The organism is Pantoea sp. M_10 (assembly GCF_008631515.1).
Lineage (GTDB): Bacteria > Pseudomonadota > Gammaproteobacteria > Enterobacterales > Enterobacteriaceae > Pantoea > Pantoea anthophila.
Genome location: NZ_VWUL01000002.1, coordinates 222,440 through 240,280, shown reverse-complemented (window position 1 = coordinate 240,280; position 17,841 = coordinate 222,440). Strand labels below are relative to the sequence as shown.

Sequence of the window (17,841 nt, the reverse complement as noted above, 5' to 3'; positions counted from 1 at the left end):
CGGTATGCTGTCTTCACCAGGGTGCTTTTTGTTATGCAGATCGAATTTTAAGCGATCAACTCTGAAATATTTTAAAAACAATATTGCAACTTGCACACAGGTCGGACCTATACTCTCCGCACTGGTCTGATATGTGCGTTTACCGTCAGTCCCTACAATCCGCCGTCCTTTGTTACGCGACGTTATAGCGTTAAATAATAATTCACATGAGGTTGTGGTCATGAACCATAAGAACCTGTTCGCAAAGTCAGCCGTGGCGGCTGCAGTGGCGCTTGTCTCTTCACACGTTTACGCAGCTGGGTTTCAGTTAAATGAGTTCTCTACGATTGGTTTAGGTCGCGCCTACTCAGGCGAAGGGGCAATGGGCGATACGGCGGCATCCGCCAGCCGTAACCCGGCAACGATGGCGTTAATGGATCGCCCGGAATTTTCCATCGGTGCGGTTTATATTGACCCGGATGTGGATATCACGGGCCGCAGTCCGACGGGACGCAGCCTGAATGCCAGCAATATCGCCCCGAATCAGTGGATACCTAATATTCATTACGTTCAGCCCATCAACGATCAGTGGTGGATTGGCGCATCGGCAACCTCTAACTATGGCTTAGCAACAGAGTTTAATAATGGTTACACCGCTGGCGGCTACGGCGGTAAAACGGACCTGATGACCGGCAACTTAAACCTCAGCACCGCTTACCGGTTTAATGAGCACTTCAGCGTGGGCGTCGGTTTTGATGCGGTTTATGCTAAAGCGAAAATTGAACGCTATGCCGGTGAATCAGGCGCGAGACTGGGCGTACCGGCTGATACGCAGGTTGCCCATCTGAAAGGCGACGAGTGGGGCTACGGCTGGAATGCCGGTATCCTGTATGAAGTGGATGAAAATAACCGCTTCGGCTTCAGCTATCGTTCAGAGGTGAAGATCGACTTTGATGGCGATTACAAAAGTAATCTGTCCTCCCGTCTGAACGCGGTCAACAACCCGGAAGTGTCAGGCGTGCCTTTTGGTACCAACGGCACGACCGTTCCGGGCGCGTTAACCCTGAATCTGCCGGAGATGTGGGAAGTGTCGGGCTGGCATAAAGTGGCTCCGCAGTGGGCGGTTCACTACAGCATGGCCTACACCAGCTGGAGTCAGTTCCAGGAGCTGAAAGCCACCGGTTCTCAGGGCCAGACGCTGTTCTATAAAGATGAAAGCTTCCACGATGCCTACCGTATCGCGCTGGGCACCACCTATTTCTACGACAGCAACTGGACGTTCCGCACCGGTATCGCATTTGATGACAGCCCGGTGCCAGCCGATAAACGCTCTATCTCCATCCCGGATCAGGATCGTTTATGGCTGAGTGCGGGTACCTCGTACGCCTTCAATGATAACGCCTCGGTCGATCTGGGCATCTCCTATATGCATGGGCAGAAAGTGACGGTGAAAGAAGGTCCTTATACCTTTAACTCAGAAGGCAAGGCCTGGCTTTACGGCGCGAACTTTAACTACAAGTTCTGACCGGCGGGTGGGATTCAAAAAGGCGACTCGGATGAGTCGCCTTCAGACTGCTGACCTATTCCGACTGATGCCCCGCAGGCGCGGGGGTACACGCACACAACAGAAGATTAAGGGTATCAGATACCCTTGTTAAAACCTCTGTTACCGAACTGATGCCCGAAGCATTTGCCGGTGTTCACATCGACGTAAATATTCACGGGAGTAGAGGTCTCGATTTCCATCCATGATTTGTTTTCCGCATCTTCGCTCGATGTTTCGACGATATAGCATTCAACGCCGTCAAAAGAAGACGTTTTAATGAAAGTGAATTTCTCACTCCATCCCAGTTTATGTCGGAATGCGTAGTCGCGTGCGGCATCCTTTGCATCTTCTGCGTTGATCATTGCTGAATTCCATAATAGACATTGTACATTGACCCGCCGACAACAACCGGCCCCAGAAGCACGCCAGCTGCTTCATGTCGCAGAGCGGTAAAGGTGATCTCATAGTTGTTGGTCAACGGGAATTTGAAACCGTCAATAACATAACGCGGTGACATCCCTTTCGCTCTCATTAACCCAACCAGCTCTGCAAATGCCTCTTCCAGATACCGTAAGATATATGATTTGTGATAGGCGCTAACATGCATGAAAGCTCTAAGCTCGCGAAGCAGATAAAACTTCGGCGCAATGGATGAATGCACCCGCTCATGATATAGGGTCGCCAGAACATCCTCAGCAGCCTGTTCTGCTGTTTTTACCGTACGGTCGTAGGCACGGCCAATGGTAATGTCACCCCACATGTTAGTTGAGCCTAATCCGGCGCTTTGCTTATCAGTAAAGCGAATTTTAGGGCGATACCGCCAGGATGGAGAACTGTTCCGGGGGCCATTCATTGCGCGTCCCACTGATGCGCTGTATCTGGGCATACGAATATTTCGGTATGAATGCCTGAAGGCGTCACGAGGGTTCTTTTTCAGTAAAATCGCCATCACAGTATCGACGCCAATTAGGGTGATGGCTGCAGCTAAACAGGCTGCTGCTTCATCCAGATCACTTTCAGTTCTGGCGCTGTATGTGGTCTTAACGAATTCATAGAGTTTTTTTGAAGCCTCAACAGCCACACCACCAACGGCAACCCAACCCGCCACTATCAGAATAAGATCAGCTAACTCTCCTATGCCAAAAAAGTGTGCGCCTGCCCAACCCCCCGTAATCGCTGCCATTGTAGCCAGAGCTGATGGAGTTAGCATTGCCAGCAATTGTTCACCCACATCACCCGGCAGTAGTTTTGCCGCCTTGATTATGGCAAGTTCAAGTTTCTGCTGCATATCCATATTTGAGACATTCATCTAATCACCTTCGAGGGCTATTTAGCTCCATGTAGTTCAGGAATATATTACTCCTGACTCGTTAGTGAAATAAGAAATGACAGTCAGACCTGTTGCCTTCAAAAATGCGATATTCCGGGATCTGACGAGATATCCTGACGGCCTGATCGGTGTGATTATCGAGGATGCCTTTTATCACAGACTCAGGTAAGTACTGGCTCTGCCTGCCGGTTTACGGGCAGCCCTGCCATAGATAGTCACAATCCCACTCTGTAAGCCTGCCAGTACAGCAGTTTTTAATGGAATCCTTCTTCATCACGCCGGCGTCGGTAATTGGCAAAATGAGTATCATATGACTTACTGTTGATCCGGGTTTTACATGCGACTATGACAGCCGGAGGCTGCTTATCACTCACTACCGCCTGGCAGTGAATTCAGGATAAGTAGCGGTTTATCCCCGCTCACGAGGGGAACACTCTAAAAATATCCCGCTGATTACACAGCGTTTTTTCACATCAGAATTTTCCTCCGAATTTTACACCCGGATCTGCCTCATATAAACAGTCATTCTCTGACACCAGATTTGTTTAAAACAGGCTCATAACGGAAGGCAGGAAGCTAATAGCAGACCCGGACAGGAAAAAAACAGGTCGTTACGGAAAACGTCAGAAGTAGAAACAGAGGAGAAAAGGGTCCGAAGCAAAAACGAGGCAAACCGGACAGTCTGGGAAAGGCTTAAAACGCTTATTTGCGCTGACCCGGTCTTGAAGCAGACCGGGTCAGGCGCAGTCAACAAACTCAGAACAGTTTATGTGACACGGCTTCTTGAGGATCTCATAACGTTACTGCGCGTCGATATCCTTCAGGTCATCCTGAATCGCGGCGGCGTTTGGATTCTCTTCCGGCTTGAGTTTGCCGCCACGCGCCAGGAAGTCGTGACGCTGGAAGTAGGCGTTACGGATAAAGGCGTACGGATCGCTCTGCTGCTTCAGGATCGCATCGGAATCCAGCAGTTGCGCGCGGGTCTCAATCCCCTCCAGCGTCCACTTACCAATCGACATCGGCCAGGTCAGCCAGCCGAGGATCGGATAGAGGGTATCAACGTAGTCACCGCCATCCTGCCGTATAGTGAAGCTGCCGTAAGCCGGCAGCTCAACGTAAGGACCATAGCCGACACCATAGTGGCCCAGCGTGGTGCCGAAACGGTGCGGCTGTTCACGCGCCAGTTCCGGATTGGCTTTACCGGCGACGTCAATGAAACCACCCAGACCCAGCACGCTGTTCAGGAAGAAACGGGTGAAGTGGATACCCGCATCGCGTCCGTCACCAACCAGAATGGCGTTAACCATGCTGGCGGGCTCTTCCAGGTTGCCGAGGAAATTGCTCAGGCCGGTTCGTGCAGGCACCGGCACATAGTCGCGCCAGGCGACAGCGACCGGACGCAGCACATAGGGATCCAGCACATTGTAGTTAAAGTTAAACATCGTGCGGTTAAAGCCTTCGAACGGATCGCTGCGCTGCGCAGGATCGCTATTTGCCGGCTTTGAACTGGCACAACCTACCAGAAGGACGCTGGCCACAGCCAGGCTGGTCAGGCGATAATTCATTCCAATCTCCCTGTGCGGATGAAAAAGGGCTACCCATCGTTCAGGCACAGCCCGGCGTCGAATCGGCTTACCCGATGAGCATAGCTGACTTTATGCCAGAGGCAGCAGGCAATGGCACGCAGCGACCTGAACAGGATCGTTGATGATGTTCAGGGAAGCTGCTGATTAATCTCTACCGCGATCGGCTGATGACCATCCCAGGGCGTCACGGCGCTCTCACCCAGCCAGTCACCCGGCTGCGGGCTGGCGCTGCCGTCGCGGGAGATACGCACCCGAACCGCGACCTGATGCTGCGCCGACAGCAGGCGATCCGGCATCATGGCATTGCTGTCATCCAGCGTCAGCGTCAGCGGGAAGTGGCTCAGCGGCATGCGCTTCACCGCCACCGGCACCGGTGACGTCCCGTCAGAAACCGAAATATACAACACTCCGTCCTGCGGTAACATTTTTTCTGCCTGCGGGGTCAGCCGCACGGTCAGTGCCAGCTGACGGCTCTGCTCTCCGGCATCACTTCTCGCCTGCTCAATGCTGCGGGCGATCATCGCGCGTCGTGTGTCACCGGCAGGCAGCACGTTCAGCAGGGCCTGCCAGGCCTCAATCGCCTGATCGTACTGCTGCTGGCCGTAGGCGTTAAACGCCATCAGGCCAAGCGTACGCGGGTTTTGCGGCTCCGCTTTCAGCAGAGCGCGCAGCAGCAGTGACGCCTGACGGTTATCCTGCGGATCGGGAGAGCGCGTCAGCACCTCTGCATAATCCTGCTTCAGCGTCATATCGTTGGGTAAGAGCTGTAAAGCATGCTCAAACGCCTGACTGGCGATATCAGCCTGATTCAGCACCATGCCAAGCCGCCCCAGCATGGTCCAGTCGGCCAGATTATCCGGTTCCGTTTGCAGGGCGGTACGCAATCCGAGCTCTAAACGTGCCAGTTCCTCCATGCTGAGCGGTCTGGCGCCGGGGTCCATCAGCCGCGCACGCAGCGCAGGGTACGCCTGCTGCACCTGCATCCAGCCGGTGTACTGCGTCAGGCCGCCGGTTTTCAGATAGGTTCCCAGCGACACCCCAATCAGCACGAGCAGGCCCGGCAGCAAAATCCAGCGGCTGCTGCTGTGGGACGGGAGGCTCTGCGCCGGCGGAATATCGGCCAGCAGCGTCTGCTGTAACTCGCGCTCCATTACCGGGCGCTCAGCAACAACGCCCTGCTCTTCATCCTGTGCCAGCTCATCGATCCGCTGATGGTAAAAGCGCTGATTGAGGCGATCGCGGTCGCCCGGGCTGGCATAACGCTGCCGCCAGCCTGCGGCCAGGAACAGCGTGCACGCCGCCAGCAGTAACAGAAAAAGGGTAATCCAGAATGCACTCATGACGGCTTCCTGTCTGACTTCAGTAAGGCATCGAGACGCTGTTGCTCAGCGTCATCCAGCGCACTGTGGGTGTGACGCCGACGGCTGCGCAGAATAATCACCGCGCCACCCAGCAGCACAAACAGCGCCGGGCCAGCCCACAGGATCAGCGTTGACGGGGTCAGTGGTGGCGAATAAGAGACGAAGTTGCCGTAGCGCGCCACCATATAATCAATGATCTGCTGGCGGCTCTGCCCCTGCTTCATCAGCTCATAAACTTTCAGCCGCATATCGGCGGCAATCATGGCATTCGAGTCGGCGATGCTGTTGTTCTGACATTTCGGACAGCGCAGTGATGCGGTGAGGTCACGGTATTGCGCCTCCTGAGCCGGAGAGTCAAATTGCAGTGTGTCGATGGTCGCCCACAGATTGATGCTGAACAGCAGGCCACAGATCAGTAACAGCGATCTCATGATCCCGCCTCCGCACTGTATTTCATCCACAACGGTTTCACTTCCTGCTCCCAGACGCGCGCGTTGAGATCGCCGGCGTGGCGATAGCGGATAATCCCTTTACCGTCGATCAGAAAAGTTTCCGGTGCGCCATAAACGCCGAGGTCGAGTCCCAGCATGCCGCTGCCATCGTAGAGACTCAGGGCGTAGGGGTTACCCAGCGTGTTCAGCCAGTTAACCGCCTTATGGCGATCGTCTTTGTAGTTCAGGCCGACCACCCGAATGCCCTGCTCCGCCAGCGTATTCAGATAGTGATGTTCGGCGCGGCAGGTCGGACACCAGGTTGCCCAGACGTTCAGCAGTATCGGCCTGCCATCGGTCAGCACGCGCTGGTCATAAGTTTTGCCGGGCTGGTCGAGCGCTTCCAGCCGGAACAGCGGCACCGGTTTACCGATCAGCGCCGATTCAAGACGGGTCGGATCGTCGCCATCCGCATTGCGGGTCAGCTGCCACAGCAGCGCCGCTGCCAGCAGCAGAAACAGCACCAGCGGGATAAACAGGATTTTCTTGTTCATGCGCGCTCCTCACGTGCGGCTTTTTTGCGCGAGCGATAGCGGGGATCCCACAGGCAGAACAGGCCCCCCAGCGCCATCAGTACGCCGCCAGCCCAGATCCAGCGGACAAAGGGTTTGTAGTAGATACGCACCGCCCAGCCGCCATCCTCCAGCTCCTCGCCCAGCGCTGCATAGAGATCGCGGCTGAAACCCCCATCAATCGCCGCTTCGGTCATCATGGTTCGGGCCGCGGTATAGAAGCGTTTTTCCGCCTGCAGCGTCGCTTCCGGTTTCCCGTTGCGCGTGACATCGATAATCCCCATGCCGCCGCTGTAGTTAGGCCCCTGCAGGTTCTGCACGCCGCGGAAGACAAAGTGATAGTGATGGATGTCCACGCTATCCCCCGCCCGCATCCGCACGTCGCGCTCCACGCTGTATTGCGTGCTGAAGGCGATACCAATCACCGTGACCCCGACACCAAGGTGGCCCAGCACCATGCCCCAGTGGCTGCGGGAGAGGTGACGCAGCCCGGTCAGAAACGGATGGCGATGCGTGGCGCGTTCGTGCAGTTCCAGCAGCGTCAGCACAATGATCCAGAGGGACATCAGTAAGCCCACCACGGTCATCGCCGCAATGCGATCCTGCAGCCACCAGGGAATAATTATCGAACAGGCCAGGGTAACGAGCAGCGCCAGCGCCAGCCGTTTGGCCAGTTTCTGCGGTTCATCGCGCCGCCAGCGTACCAGCGGCCCGATCCCCATCAGCAGCGCAAACGGCGCCATCAGCCAGCTGAACATCGTATTGAAGAACGGCTCACCCACCGAAATGCTGCCCAGTCCCAGCTGCTTGTGCACCAGCGGCAACAGCGTGCCGAGCAGTACCACCAGCATGGCCGCAATCAGCAGCACATTGTTGCCCAGCAGAAAGGATTCCCGTGACCAGGTTTCGTTCTGTACCCGGCTCCGCACCTGCCCCCCTTTGATCGCATAGAGCAGCAGCGAACTGCCGATGACAATCACCAGAAACGCGAGGATAAACATGCCGCGCGCCGGATCGGAAGCGAACGAGTGGACCGACACCAGCACGCCGGAGCGCACCAGAAACGTACCGAGCAGGCTGAGCGAAAAGGCGGTGATCGCCAGCAGCACGGTCCAGGCCTTAAAGGTGCCACGCTTTTCGGTGACGGCCAGCGAGTGGATCAGCGCCGTGCCCGCCAGCCACGGCATGAACGAGGCGTTCTCTACCGGATCCCAGAACCACCAGCCGCCCCAGCCCAGTTCGTAATAGGCCCAGGCCGAGCCCAGCACAATCCCGATAGTCAGGAAGACCCAGGCCGCGGTGGTCCAGGGACGCGACCAGCGCGCCCACGCGGTATCGAGCCGTCCGGCCATCAGCGAAGCGATGGCAAACGCAAAGGCCACTGAGAATCCGACATAACCCATGTAGAGCAGCGGCGGATGGAAGATCAGGCCGATATCCTGCAGCATCGGGTTCAGGTCGTGCCCGTCTACAGGGAAGTCGGGCAGCGTGCGGGCAAACGGATTCGACGTCAGCAGGATAAACAGCAGGAAACCAAGATTGATCATCCCCATGACCGCCAGCACGCGCGCCAGCGCGTCCTGTGGCATACCGCGACTGAAGATCGCCACGGCTAAGGTCCAGGTGCTGAGCAGCAACACCCACAGCAGCAGCGATCCCTCATGCGCGCCCCAGGTGGCGGCAATGCGGTAGTAGACCGGCAGCAGGCTGTTGGAGTTGGTGACAACATAGGCCACGGTAAAATCGTTGCAGATAAAAGCCCAGACCAGCAGCATAAAGGCCGCAGCGATGCAGACAAACAGCCCGCAGGCCAGCGGGCGCGCCATCGCCATCAGCCGCGCATCCTGACGAATTGCGCCCCAGAGTGGATAGCTGCTGAGCAGCAGCGCCAGCCCCAGCGCCAGACAAAGCAGAAAAGTCCCGGTTTCCGGCATCATGATGATTTATTTCCCGCCTGATACTGTGACTGCGGGCCGTTGTGATTGCTCTTCATCGCGTCTTCTATCTCCGGCGGCGTATATTTCTCATCGTGTTTGGCCAGCACTTCTCTGGCAACGATCTGGTTACCGTCCGCCAGCACGCCCTGCGCCACGACGCCCTGCCCTTCCCGGAACAGATCCGGCAGGATGCCTTCAAAACTGACGCTGACGACGCCGCGCGCATCATAAAGTTTGAACGTTACCGCCAGGCTGTTCGGGTCCCGGTGCACGCTGCCGGGCATCACCATGCCACCGACGCGCAGCCGCTGGCCCGCCTCCGGCTTCTCATGCGCCTCGCCTTTGCCATAGAGGATTTCTCCCGGGGTATAAAACAGATCGATGTTTGAGCGCAGCGCATACATCACCAGCGCGGTGGCCAGGCCCAGGCCAAGCAGAATCGCAACGGCCGCACAGAGGCGATTGCGTCGACGGCTATTCACACACTCTCTCCTGCCGCTTCAGCCGCGGCTTTTCTGGATTTAGCTGCCTGGGTGCGACGTTCACGCGCATCACGCTGGAGGATCTCCGCCAGCAGGCGGCGGCGCAGTAACAGGGTATGCAGCGTCAGTCCCGCCAGCGGAAGCAGCGTGCAGGCCACCGCCAGCCAGACGTAAAAGGCGTAGCCGCCCATGGCAAAAAAGGCGTGCCAGGAGGAAAAGGCCGGCGTCATTTCTGCTCTCCCCGTTTTGCGACGTCAAGTGCCCAGGGGCGATGGCGTTCCGTTAACAGAATCAGGTTGCGCAGCCGCATCAGCGTCAGCGTGATAAACAGCAGCAGATAACCGAGGATGGCCCAGCGCAGCGGCGTTCGCATCACCGGCGCAATCGCCTGCTGAAGGATGCCGGACGAGCCCTGATGCAGGGTATTCCACCACTGCACTGAGAAGTGGATGATGGGCAGGTTGACCACGCCGACCAGAATCAGGACGCCGGCGGCCCGGCCTGCGGTGCGGCGGTCATCGAACGCGTGCCAGAGTGCAATCACGCCCATATAGAGGAAAAGTAACACCAGCTCCGAGGTGAGGCGTGCATCCCAGATCCACCAGGTTCCCCACATCGGTTTGCCCCACGCGGAACCGGTGACCAGTGCAATAAAGGTAAAGACTGCGCCCACGGGTGCCATGGCGGCAGAAACCAGATCGGCCATTTTCATCTGCCACACCAGACCGGTAAATGCCGCGACGGCCATGGCGGCATAGATGCCCATCGACCACATGGCAGCGGGCACATGGATATACATGATGCGAAAACTGTCGCCCTGCTGATAGTCAGCGGGAGCAAATCCAAATCCCCAGATCCAGCCCAGCAGCAACGTCGCCACGCCTGCTATCGCAAACCAGGGCACCAGGCGCCCCGAAAGCTGATAGAGCCGTTCGGGCCGGGCCAGCTGATGTAACGCTTTCCACATATCAAATGCTCACATTAACGATAAAAAAGGCCGCGTCTTTTTATGCGCGGTTACTGCAACGTAATCCGTAACGCCGCCGCCGTGGCAAACGGCGAGAGCGTGGCGCTGCCTGCCAGCATCGCGCCAAGAATCGCCAGATAGCCACCCATCGGCAGGCCCTGACTGGCGGCTTCCATCGCGGCACTGGCGAAGATCAACACCGGAATCGCCAGCGGCAATACCAGCAGGCTGAGCAATACCCCACCCCGGCGTAATCCCACCGTCAGCCCGACGCCGATGGCACCGAGAAAACTCAGAGTGGGCGTGCCGAGCAGCAGCGTCAGGGCCATCGCCCGCCAGCCATTGAAATCCAGCGACAGCAGCAGCGCCGCCAGCGGCGACAGGATAATCAGCGGCAGACCGGTGATCAGCCAGTGCGCCACGACTTTGCCGATGACCGTCACCGGCAGCGGCGAAGGCAACAGCAGGAGCTGCTCAAGCGAACCGTCGCTGAAATCGTCGCGAAACAGGCGCTCCAGCGCCAGCAGCGACGCCAGCAGCGCCGCCACCCAGGCGACACCCGGCGCAATGCGCGCCAGCTGCTGCGGATCAGGTCCGATGCCCAGCGGAAACAGGGTAATCACAATCAGGAAAAACCACAGCGGATTGACCACATCAGCGCCGCCGCGAAAGGCGATACGCAATTCACGCTGAATCAGGCGAAACAGCATCAGCTTGCCTCCGCATCGCCGAGGCGAATTTTACGCACCCGCGCGGCCGCAGCGGGTAGATCCTGATGGGTTGTCAGGATTACGGCGCCCCCGTTATCGGCATGGGCGGCAAATCTGGCCATTAATTTTTCAACCCCCGCTTTGTCGATGGCGGTCAGCGGCTCATCCAGGATCCAGACACGGGCCTGGCTGAGCCAGAGGCGCGCCAGCGCGACGCGACGCTGCTGACCCGCCGACAACCGGCTTACCGGCACCTCTTCGTCACCCGTGAGGTCGACACTGTCAAGCGCAGCAAAAATCTGCGCGTCACTGCAGTCAGGATGGTAGAACCGCAGATTTTCCAGCGGCGTGAGGACGCCTTTGACGCCGGGATGATGGCCCAGATAAAGCATCGCCTGATGCCAGGCGTCGCGCTGCCGCAGGATCGGCTGCTGCTGCCAGCGTATCTCACCCTGCTCAGGACGGCTCAGCCCTGCCAGCAGTCGCAGTAGCGAGGTTTTACCGGCACCGTTGGGGCCTTCAATCTGCACAATATCACCGGCAGAGACGCGAAATGAGAGCTGCTGAAACAGCGCGCGTTCATCGTATGCACAAGTGAGCGTAATGATTTCCAACATCGAGGGGGGAATCGCACCAGCTAAAAGTGGCCGGGATATTACCACAATGTTGCTAAGGGCCGAAGTCTGAGCCGCTGCTCAGGCGCGCTGTAAGGGGTTTATTCGTGCGGTCTGGCGCTGAGTCTGAATAAAAATGCAGGTATGAAAAAGCTTGTTACGCTTATTCGCATCGCTCGTTACATAATTGGCAAATAAAAAACAGCTACGCTTATTACGCCACAGCACTATCACCAGGAGAAAATATGAAGCCTTCATCAGGTAATGAACAGGGTCCTAACGACGTCGATAGCGAAGAGAAGGACAAGGGCACTGACATCGAAGTCGATGAGGAGGCATTACCCTCCCGCGCCGCGGCGATCCATGAAGAGATCCGTCAGGATGGGGAGAAAGAGCTGGAGCGTGACGGGATGGCCCTGCTCTGGTCAGCCATTGCCGCAGGCCTCTCCATGAGTGCCTCACTGATGGCGAAGGGGATATTCAAGGTCCACCTTGATGGCGTGCCGGGTGCATTTCTGCTGGAAAATCTCGGCTACACCTTTGGCTTTGTCATCGTCATTATGGCGCGCCAGCAGTTATTTACCGAAAATACCGTCACGGCAGTGCTGCCGGTCATGCACAAACCGACCTGGGGTAATGGCGGTCTGCTGTTACGGTTATGGGGTATTGTCCTGCTGGGCAACCTGATCGGTACGGCACTGGGTGCGCTGGCCTTCAACGAGATGCCCATTTTTGACGAGGCAACCCGCCAGGCCTTTACCGACATCAGCATGAAAGTGATGGAGAACTCGCCCGGCTCGATGTTTGCCAACGCCGTCATTTCCGGCTGGATTATCGCCACCATGGTCTGGATGTTCCCCTCTGCGGGCGGGGCCAAACTGGTGGTCATTGTCATGATGACCTGGCTGGTTGCGCTGGGCGATCTGGCGCATATCGTGGTGGGATCGGTGGAGGTGCTCTATCTGGTCTTCAATGGCAGCATCAGCTGGCATGAGTTCCTCTGGCCGTTTGCCCTGCCTACCCTGCTCGGCAACATCACCGGCGGCACCCTGATTTTTGCGCTGATCAGTCACGCACAGATCCGTAATGACATGAGTGAAGCGGCGGTCGCCAAAGCGAAGGCGGAAAAGCGCAGGCAGGAGAAGCGTCGTGAGCGTGAAGAGCGCGGAGAAAAAGAGGAAGGTGCTGAATAACCGTCGTCAGGTAAAAAAGTGCAGCACAGAAGGATTTGCGCTGCACGTGTTATCTGGCCCCTGCATGAAAAAAGTAGTCTCAAAAGAGAGGCTGAACAGCGACATTGCTGACGTAATGAGCAAACGCGCGGCGACCTGATGAATCTCATCGCCTGTTTCGCTATACTGCGTGCCGCTGTCCCCTTAGTTAAATGGATATAACGAGCCCCTCCTAAGGGCTAGTTGCAGGTTCGATTCCTGCAGGGGACAATATCTGCCCTCCCTTTTACACCTGCCCGCATTAAAAACCTGCTTTTTACCGGCGCGATAAATCCTCACTTGTTAACCTGATCTGAGTGCTGTCCATGACGTTTCGTCATGCAACGAGTCTGACCCGGTAATACGATTTCCGGAATGTCACTCGGGCAGGCATTGAGCAGAGTCTGCAGAACATTCATCCGCGCTGACTGCATCGCGGTCGCCATGCTTATAGCGGACTTAATCACACTGCCTTTTCGCGCCTGCGACTACTCTGCGGCATTCTGTTTTATTTCAGCATAGCTGACGTCCATCCCTTCCACCTGGAAGTGCGGCACGGCATAGAGCTTCACGCGGAAGAAGCCGGGGTTATCCTCAATGTCTTCCACCACCACTCTGGCGTCACGCAGCGGGTGAGAGGCCTGCAGCTCGTCGCCCGGGTCGGTCATTTCCGTGACCAGACTGCGCACCCAGGTATTCAGCTCCAGCTCCAGCAGACGACGGTCTTTGGTGGTGCCGATGTTTTCACGCTGAATCAGCTTCAGATAGTGGGCAATACGCGACAGCAGGAAGATGTAGGGCAGACGGGCATTGATACGGCTGTTAGCCGTCGCATCTGCCGTATCATACAGCGCAGGTTTTTGAGTGGAGTTCGCCGAGAAAAAGCACGCATAGTCGCGGTTTTTGTAATATGACAACGGAATGAAACCCAGGTTGGCAAATTCAAATTCGCGGGTTTCCGGGATCATGACCTCGGACGGAATTTTCACCTGATTGCCGGTGCCAAGGTCATACAGATGAATAGGCAGATCCTGAACCGCACCACCGGCCTGCGGGCCCCGAATCTGTACACACCAGCCGTTATTGATAAAACTGCGCACCATGTTTGCCGCAAAGGCAAAAGAGGCGTTGGTCCAGAGATATTTGTCGTGATCCGGGCCTTTTACTTCCTCAACATAATTGAAGCTGCGAACAGGCACGGTGTCCGGGCCATAGGGCAGACGGCCCAGCACACGCGGCATGACCAGACCGATGTAGCGGGAATCGTCCGTCTCGCGAAAGGATTTCCACTTGATGTATTCCGCACGGTCAAAGTAGTTACCGATATCCTTGATAGCAGCCACTTCTTCCATCGAATCTTTCAGGAAGAATTTCGGGCCAGCCGAGCCGATAAACGGCATATGTGCTGCGGCAGAGACTTTGGAGATATTGCGCAGCAGCGCGACATCCTGCGCAGACGCATCAAACTCGTAAGCGGAAATCAGCGCGGCAATCGGTTCGCCACCCGGTGTATCATACTCTTCAATATAGGTTTGCTTATACAATCCGCTCTGGATGATTTCCGGGCTGTCTTCGAAGTCCTGACGCAGCTCTTCTTTTGACATATCCAGCAGTTCAACCTTCACGTTCTGACGGAAATCGGTTTTATCAACCAGTGATTTCACGCCGCGCCACAGGCTTTCCACTGCCTGGAATTCTTCGCTATGCATCACGGCATCAAGCTGGCGGCTGATCTGATAGTCCAGTTCTGCGATATGGTGGTCAATCAGGTTTTTGTCGAGCTTTTCGACTTTTGAGCCCGATTTTGTCAGGCATTCCAGAAACACCTGCATCCCGGCAGTCAGACGCTCATCCGCGGTCGCATCTGACATCGCCTGCGCGTCCTGCCAGATGTCCAGCGCACTCAGTTCAGACACCGGGTTCAGGTTGATTTTTTCAAACAGGGAGGCATATACCCCACCGGCAGCAGGACGTTCCAGCACGACACTCTCGCCACCCGCGGCATTCTCATTTTTTACAGACATCAGCATCTTCCTTATTAATCCGTTAAAGCATCGTGATCGTTATGGCTGTTTCGGGGCCAGGGCGGAGAGTTCGGCTCTGAGTTCTGCGCTCAATGCCGGATCGAGCAGAATCTTTTCCAGCTCTTTTCGGAATGCCTGGTTGTCCAGCAGGTTGGCTTTTAAATCGCGAAGTAAATTGCGCATGGAAAGCATGGCTTTCAGCTGGGGTATTTGCCGTGAAACCTGTTCCGGGGTGAAATCCTTCATACTCTGGAATGTCAGCGTGATATTTTCCTCACTGCCATCACCAGCAAGTGTGTTTTTAACGGTCAGATTGACGTTTGGGGAATATTCGGAAAGCACTGAGTCAAAGTTATTTTTGTTGAGATTAACTTTCTTACGCTCAGACAGGGGTGCAGATTCCTGACCATGACTGAAGTCACCCGCCACCAGTAATTTAAGGGGGAGTTCCGTTTTCTTGCTTGCGCCCCCCGTATGCAAATCGAGTTTCAAATTAATACGTGCCTTCGGCACTTCACTCTGGAAACTATCCGACATCTCATCATCCCTCAGATTATCGCTACATGGATTTTTCAGACTAAAGCTATAGACGCACGATAATAGAATAATGATCGAGATAAGATCAAATATTAAGATCATTACGCTATTTGCTCGATATATTAAGAATTTTCTGCTGAATTTTAATAGCGGTGATTGTCGCCATACCAGCGATTTGAGCCAGAAGTGAGCAATTAAATAAACATTTATGTCGCTGCAGTGAAAACGAACGAAAAATTACGCGTAAATGGTTATGGCATTGATTTGCATCAATACAGCTACACCAAAAAGAGTCATTGACTGACTGAAGGAGCATTCTGGAACAGAAGATATAAAGGCGGAAAGAAACGTCGGACGTTATAACGCGGGCTGACAGGAGAAACTGTGGAATATTCCTAAGAAAGATGTCCAGAATGATATCGAATTTTTATTAAGACAAAGCGTGCCTGATTTAATGCGATAATTGCAGGAACCGCTGGTGAGAATAGATTTAAACCCTCCCCCACACCCAGCCAGCGCGGTGATTTACGCCACCAGAAGATACCGATTCACGCACTCTTTAAAACGCGGCCGGATATCATTTAAAACGTTTTTAAAAACCGCCTTCAGCTCTGCGCCCGACGGCAGGCGGAGGGCGTCATGCCATAAACCTGGCGGAACCGGTGGCTGAAATGCGCGGAAGAGTGAAAACCACACTGAAAGGCAATTTCGGTCAGTGTCAGATCGGGACGTGCCAGCAAAGCGTGTGCGCGTGTCATCCGACGCTGCATCACAAACTGGTGTGGCGCTGCGCCGGTGGTGTGCCGGAACATGCGGGCAAAGTGAAACTCGCTGAGCGCCGCTTCCTGTGCCAGCACCGCCAGGGTTAAAGGCTGGTCAAGATGGGTTTCAATAAAGTCCAGCACCCGCCGTAACACTGCCGGTGCCAGGCCGCCCCGCACCTGGGGCAGCTGCCACTGCACATCGCTGTAGTGCTGCAACAGGTGGGTCAGCAGTAAGGTGGAGGCGCTGCTCAGCATCACCTGACTGGCGGGCTGCTGCCAGTCGCAGCTCAGCAGAAAGTGCCGGTAAAGCTGCGTAATACGGTCGTCAGCAGAAAAGATTTTCTCATGCAGGGTTAACTGTGCCGGGCTGCGATCCCATACCCGTTCAGCCAGTTGTCGCAGCTGCGTCTCACTGCAGTAGAGATGGACAAAGGCGAGATCGGCCCGCAGGTCCCAGGTCGACTCGGTGCCGGCAGGCATCAGACAGAAGCGATCCGGTGCCCCACCGTTGCGCCAGCCATGCGCAGTTTTGTGCCAGGTGTCATATCCCCCCGCGACATAGAGGCTCAGCGTGTGGTGATCGCTGAAGTTGGTGACACGATCGCCACTGTTAAACCAGGCGGCCAGCTGAATGCCGCTGTGAAGCTGCACCTGATCACGCAGTTGGGCTTTCTGGCGCTGCAGCATTTCAAAAGTCTGATAAACAGGCATCGGGGTCGCATTTCAGGTTGAACAGAGTGCCAGTTTACGGACAACGCGGGACAGAAAACAGGTCACATCGGGACGACACAGAAAAATGCGCAAGATTTTGCAAACTCCGCGCAATCCGCTGTAAGACCTGATTGCCGTACCGGTGCAGACTCCGCCTTTTAACGTGGAGATTCAGGCCATGAACCTGTTTTTATATCTTTCTGTGGTGGTGATCTGGGGCACAACCTGGATTGCGATTTATGCGCAACAGTCTGCGGGCGCCAGCGCGGTGACCGTCGCGGTTTTCTGGCGTTTTTTACTGGCCTCGGTGGTGATGCTGCTTCTGCTTAAGCTGATAAAGCGGCTGGATAAGCTGACCCTGCGCGATCATCTCTTCTGTCTGCTGCAGGGCTGCTGTGTGTTTGGCTTCAATTTTGTCTGTTTCTATTACGCTTCGGGATATATCAGCAGTGGTCTGGAGTCGGTCATCTTCTCCATGGCGGTGATCTATAACGCCATTAACAGCTGGATATTTTTCCGTCAGCGCCCTTCCGCGCGACTGTTTCCGGCCATGGTACTGGGCATGGCAGGCATTGTGGCGCTGTTCTGGCACGATCTGCGCAACACAGAGACCTCTGCGGGCCTGCTATGGGGCATTGGATTAAGTGCGCTGGGCACGCTGGGATTCTCATTCGGCAATATGATCAGTCAGCGGCATCAGCGTCTGCATCGTGACGTGCTGACCACCAACAGCTATGGCATGTTGTACGGCGCGTTAATGATGGCGCTGGTTTCACTGCTTCAGGGGGTTTCACTGCAGCCGACGTGGAACGCGCAATGGACAGGCGCGGTAAGCTATCTGGCGATTGTGGGATCGGTGATGGGGTTTGGTGCGTACTTTACGCTGGTGGGTCGCATCGGTGCCAGCCGGGCGGCCTACACGACGGTGCTGTTTCCGCTGGTCGCGCTGGCACTGTCAACCCGCTATGAGGGATATGAGTGGCACGCCAGTGCCATCCCTGGCCTTGTCATGATTTTGCTGGGCAATGTCGTGATGTTTGCCCGCTGGCCGCTCAGCGTTAGCCGGGCGACCGTCTGAC

At 55.9% G+C, this 17,841-nt stretch carries 18 protein-coding genes and 1 tRNA gene; 4 read left to right on the top strand and 15 right to left on the bottom strand.

Annotated features, from left to right (window positions below):
• The first annotated feature begins 220 nt into the window (after nt 1-220).
• Nucleotides 221-1,504: a long-chain fatty acid transporter FadL gene (fadL, locus tag F3I47_RS08055; protein ID WP_150028905.1), complete on the top strand. Its 1,284-nt coding sequence runs from the start codon at nt 221-223 to the stop codon at nt 1,502-1,504.
• Nucleotides 1,505-1,620: 116 nt separating this feature from the next.
• Here fadL and F3I47_RS08050 read toward each other — a convergent pair whose 3' ends face one another.
• From F3I47_RS08050 to ccmA, 12 genes are all read right to left on the bottom strand, one after another.
• Nucleotides 1,621-1,887, bottom strand: coding sequence for a hypothetical protein (locus F3I47_RS08050; protein WP_150028906.1), 267 nt, complete (start codon nt 1,885-1,887; stop codon nt 1,621-1,623).
• Complete coding sequence (locus F3I47_RS08045) at nt 1,884-2,834, bottom strand: hypothetical protein (protein WP_150028907.1); 951 nt, start codon at nt 2,832-2,834, stop codon at nt 1,884-1,886. The genes F3I47_RS08050 and F3I47_RS08045 overlap by 4 nt, the downstream gene beginning before the upstream one ends.
• A gap of 821 nt (nt 2,835-3,655) precedes the next feature.
• A complete protein-coding gene (gene mlaA, locus F3I47_RS08040) occupies nt 3,656-4,420 on the bottom strand; it encodes a phospholipid-binding lipoprotein MlaA (RefSeq protein ID WP_140923029.1) in 765 nt (254 codons plus the stop codon).
• Between the two features lie 149 nt (nt 4,421-4,569).
• A complete protein-coding gene (gene ccmI, locus F3I47_RS08035) occupies nt 4,570-5,781 on the bottom strand; it encodes a c-type cytochrome biogenesis protein CcmI (RefSeq protein WP_150028908.1) in 1,212 nt (403 codons plus the stop codon).
• A complete protein-coding gene (locus F3I47_RS08030; protein WP_181405338.1) occupies nt 5,778-6,233 on the bottom strand; it encodes a cytochrome c-type biogenesis protein in 456 nt (151 codons plus the stop codon). The genes ccmI and F3I47_RS08030 overlap by 4 nt, the downstream gene beginning before the upstream one ends.
• Complete coding sequence (locus tag F3I47_RS08025; protein ID WP_009088927.1) at nt 6,230-6,787, bottom strand: DsbE family thiol:disulfide interchange protein; 558 nt, start codon at nt 6,785-6,787, stop codon at nt 6,230-6,232. The genes F3I47_RS08030 and F3I47_RS08025 overlap by 4 nt, the downstream gene beginning before the upstream one ends.
• Nucleotides 6,784-8,742 (bottom strand): heme lyase CcmF/NrfE family subunit, encoded by a 1,959-nt coding sequence (locus F3I47_RS08020; protein ID WP_150028909.1) that lies wholly within the window; start codon nt 8,740-8,742, stop codon nt 6,784-6,786. Before F3I47_RS08020 ends, F3I47_RS08025 begins: the two co-directional genes overlap by 4 nt.
• A complete protein-coding gene (ccmE, locus tag F3I47_RS08015) occupies nt 8,739-9,224 on the bottom strand; it encodes a cytochrome c maturation protein CcmE (RefSeq protein ID WP_009088922.1) in 486 nt (161 codons plus the stop codon). The genes F3I47_RS08020 and ccmE overlap by 4 nt, the downstream gene beginning before the upstream one ends.
• On the bottom strand, nt 9,221-9,454 hold the full coding sequence (gene ccmD / locus F3I47_RS08010; RefSeq protein ID WP_150028910.1) for a heme exporter protein CcmD: 234 nt from the start codon (nt 9,452-9,454) through the stop codon (nt 9,221-9,223). The genes ccmE and ccmD overlap by 4 nt, the downstream gene beginning before the upstream one ends.
• Nucleotides 9,451-10,191 carry a heme ABC transporter permease gene (locus tag F3I47_RS08005; protein WP_058956857.1) on the bottom strand — a complete coding sequence of 247 codons (741 nt, stop codon included), beginning with the start codon at nt 10,189-10,191 and terminating at the stop codon, nt 9,451-9,453. The genes ccmD and F3I47_RS08005 overlap by 4 nt, the downstream gene beginning before the upstream one ends.
• A gap of 50 nt (nt 10,192-10,241) precedes the next feature.
• Nucleotides 10,242-10,901 (bottom strand): heme exporter protein CcmB, encoded by a 660-nt coding sequence (gene ccmB, locus F3I47_RS08000; RefSeq protein WP_009088919.1) that lies wholly within the window; start codon nt 10,899-10,901, stop codon nt 10,242-10,244.
• Entirely contained in the window at nt 10,901-11,518 is a 618-nt protein-coding gene (gene ccmA / locus F3I47_RS07995) for a cytochrome c biogenesis heme-transporting ATPase CcmA (RefSeq protein ID WP_009088917.1), read from the bottom strand. Before ccmA ends, ccmB begins: the two co-directional genes overlap by 1 nt.
• Before the next feature lie 242 nt (nt 11,519-11,760).
• Here ccmA and F3I47_RS07990 point away from each other — a divergent pair, with 242 nt between their 5' ends.
• Together F3I47_RS07990 and F3I47_RS07985 are read left to right on the top strand one after the other, a co-directional pair.
• Nucleotides 11,761-12,708 carry a formate/nitrite transporter family protein gene (locus tag F3I47_RS07990; protein WP_009088915.1) on the top strand — a complete coding sequence of 316 codons (948 nt, stop codon included), beginning with the start codon at nt 11,761-11,763 and terminating at the stop codon, nt 12,706-12,708.
• A 177-nt stretch (nt 12,709-12,885) separates the two neighbouring features.
• A tRNA-Arg gene (locus tag F3I47_RS07985) sits at nt 12,886-12,957 on the top strand.
• Nucleotides 12,958-13,214: 257 nt separating this feature from the next.
• Here the strand turns inward: F3I47_RS07985 and tssC are convergent.
• The 3 genes from tssC to F3I47_RS07970 form a co-directional block, all read right to left on the bottom strand.
• Nucleotides 13,215-14,756, bottom strand: coding sequence for a type VI secretion system contractile sheath large subunit (tssC, locus tag F3I47_RS07980; protein ID WP_150028911.1), 1,542 nt, complete (start codon nt 14,754-14,756; stop codon nt 13,215-13,217).
• A 33-nt stretch (nt 14,757-14,789) separates the two neighbouring features.
• Complete coding sequence (gene tssB / locus F3I47_RS07975; RefSeq protein ID WP_046102420.1) at nt 14,790-15,287, bottom strand: type VI secretion system contractile sheath small subunit; 498 nt, start codon at nt 15,285-15,287, stop codon at nt 14,790-14,792.
• A gap of 605 nt (nt 15,288-15,892) precedes the next feature.
• Nucleotides 15,893-16,762, bottom strand: coding sequence for a helix-turn-helix domain-containing protein (locus F3I47_RS07970; RefSeq protein ID WP_058958158.1), 870 nt, complete (start codon nt 16,760-16,762; stop codon nt 15,893-15,895).
• Nucleotides 16,763-16,940: 178 nt separating this feature from the next.
• Here F3I47_RS07970 and F3I47_RS07965 point away from each other — a divergent pair, with 178 nt between their 5' ends.
• On the top strand, nt 16,941-17,840 hold the full coding sequence (locus tag F3I47_RS07965) for a DMT family transporter (RefSeq protein ID WP_046102320.1): 900 nt from the start codon (nt 16,941-16,943) through the stop codon (nt 17,838-17,840).
• Nucleotide 17,841: the final 1 nt, after the last annotated feature.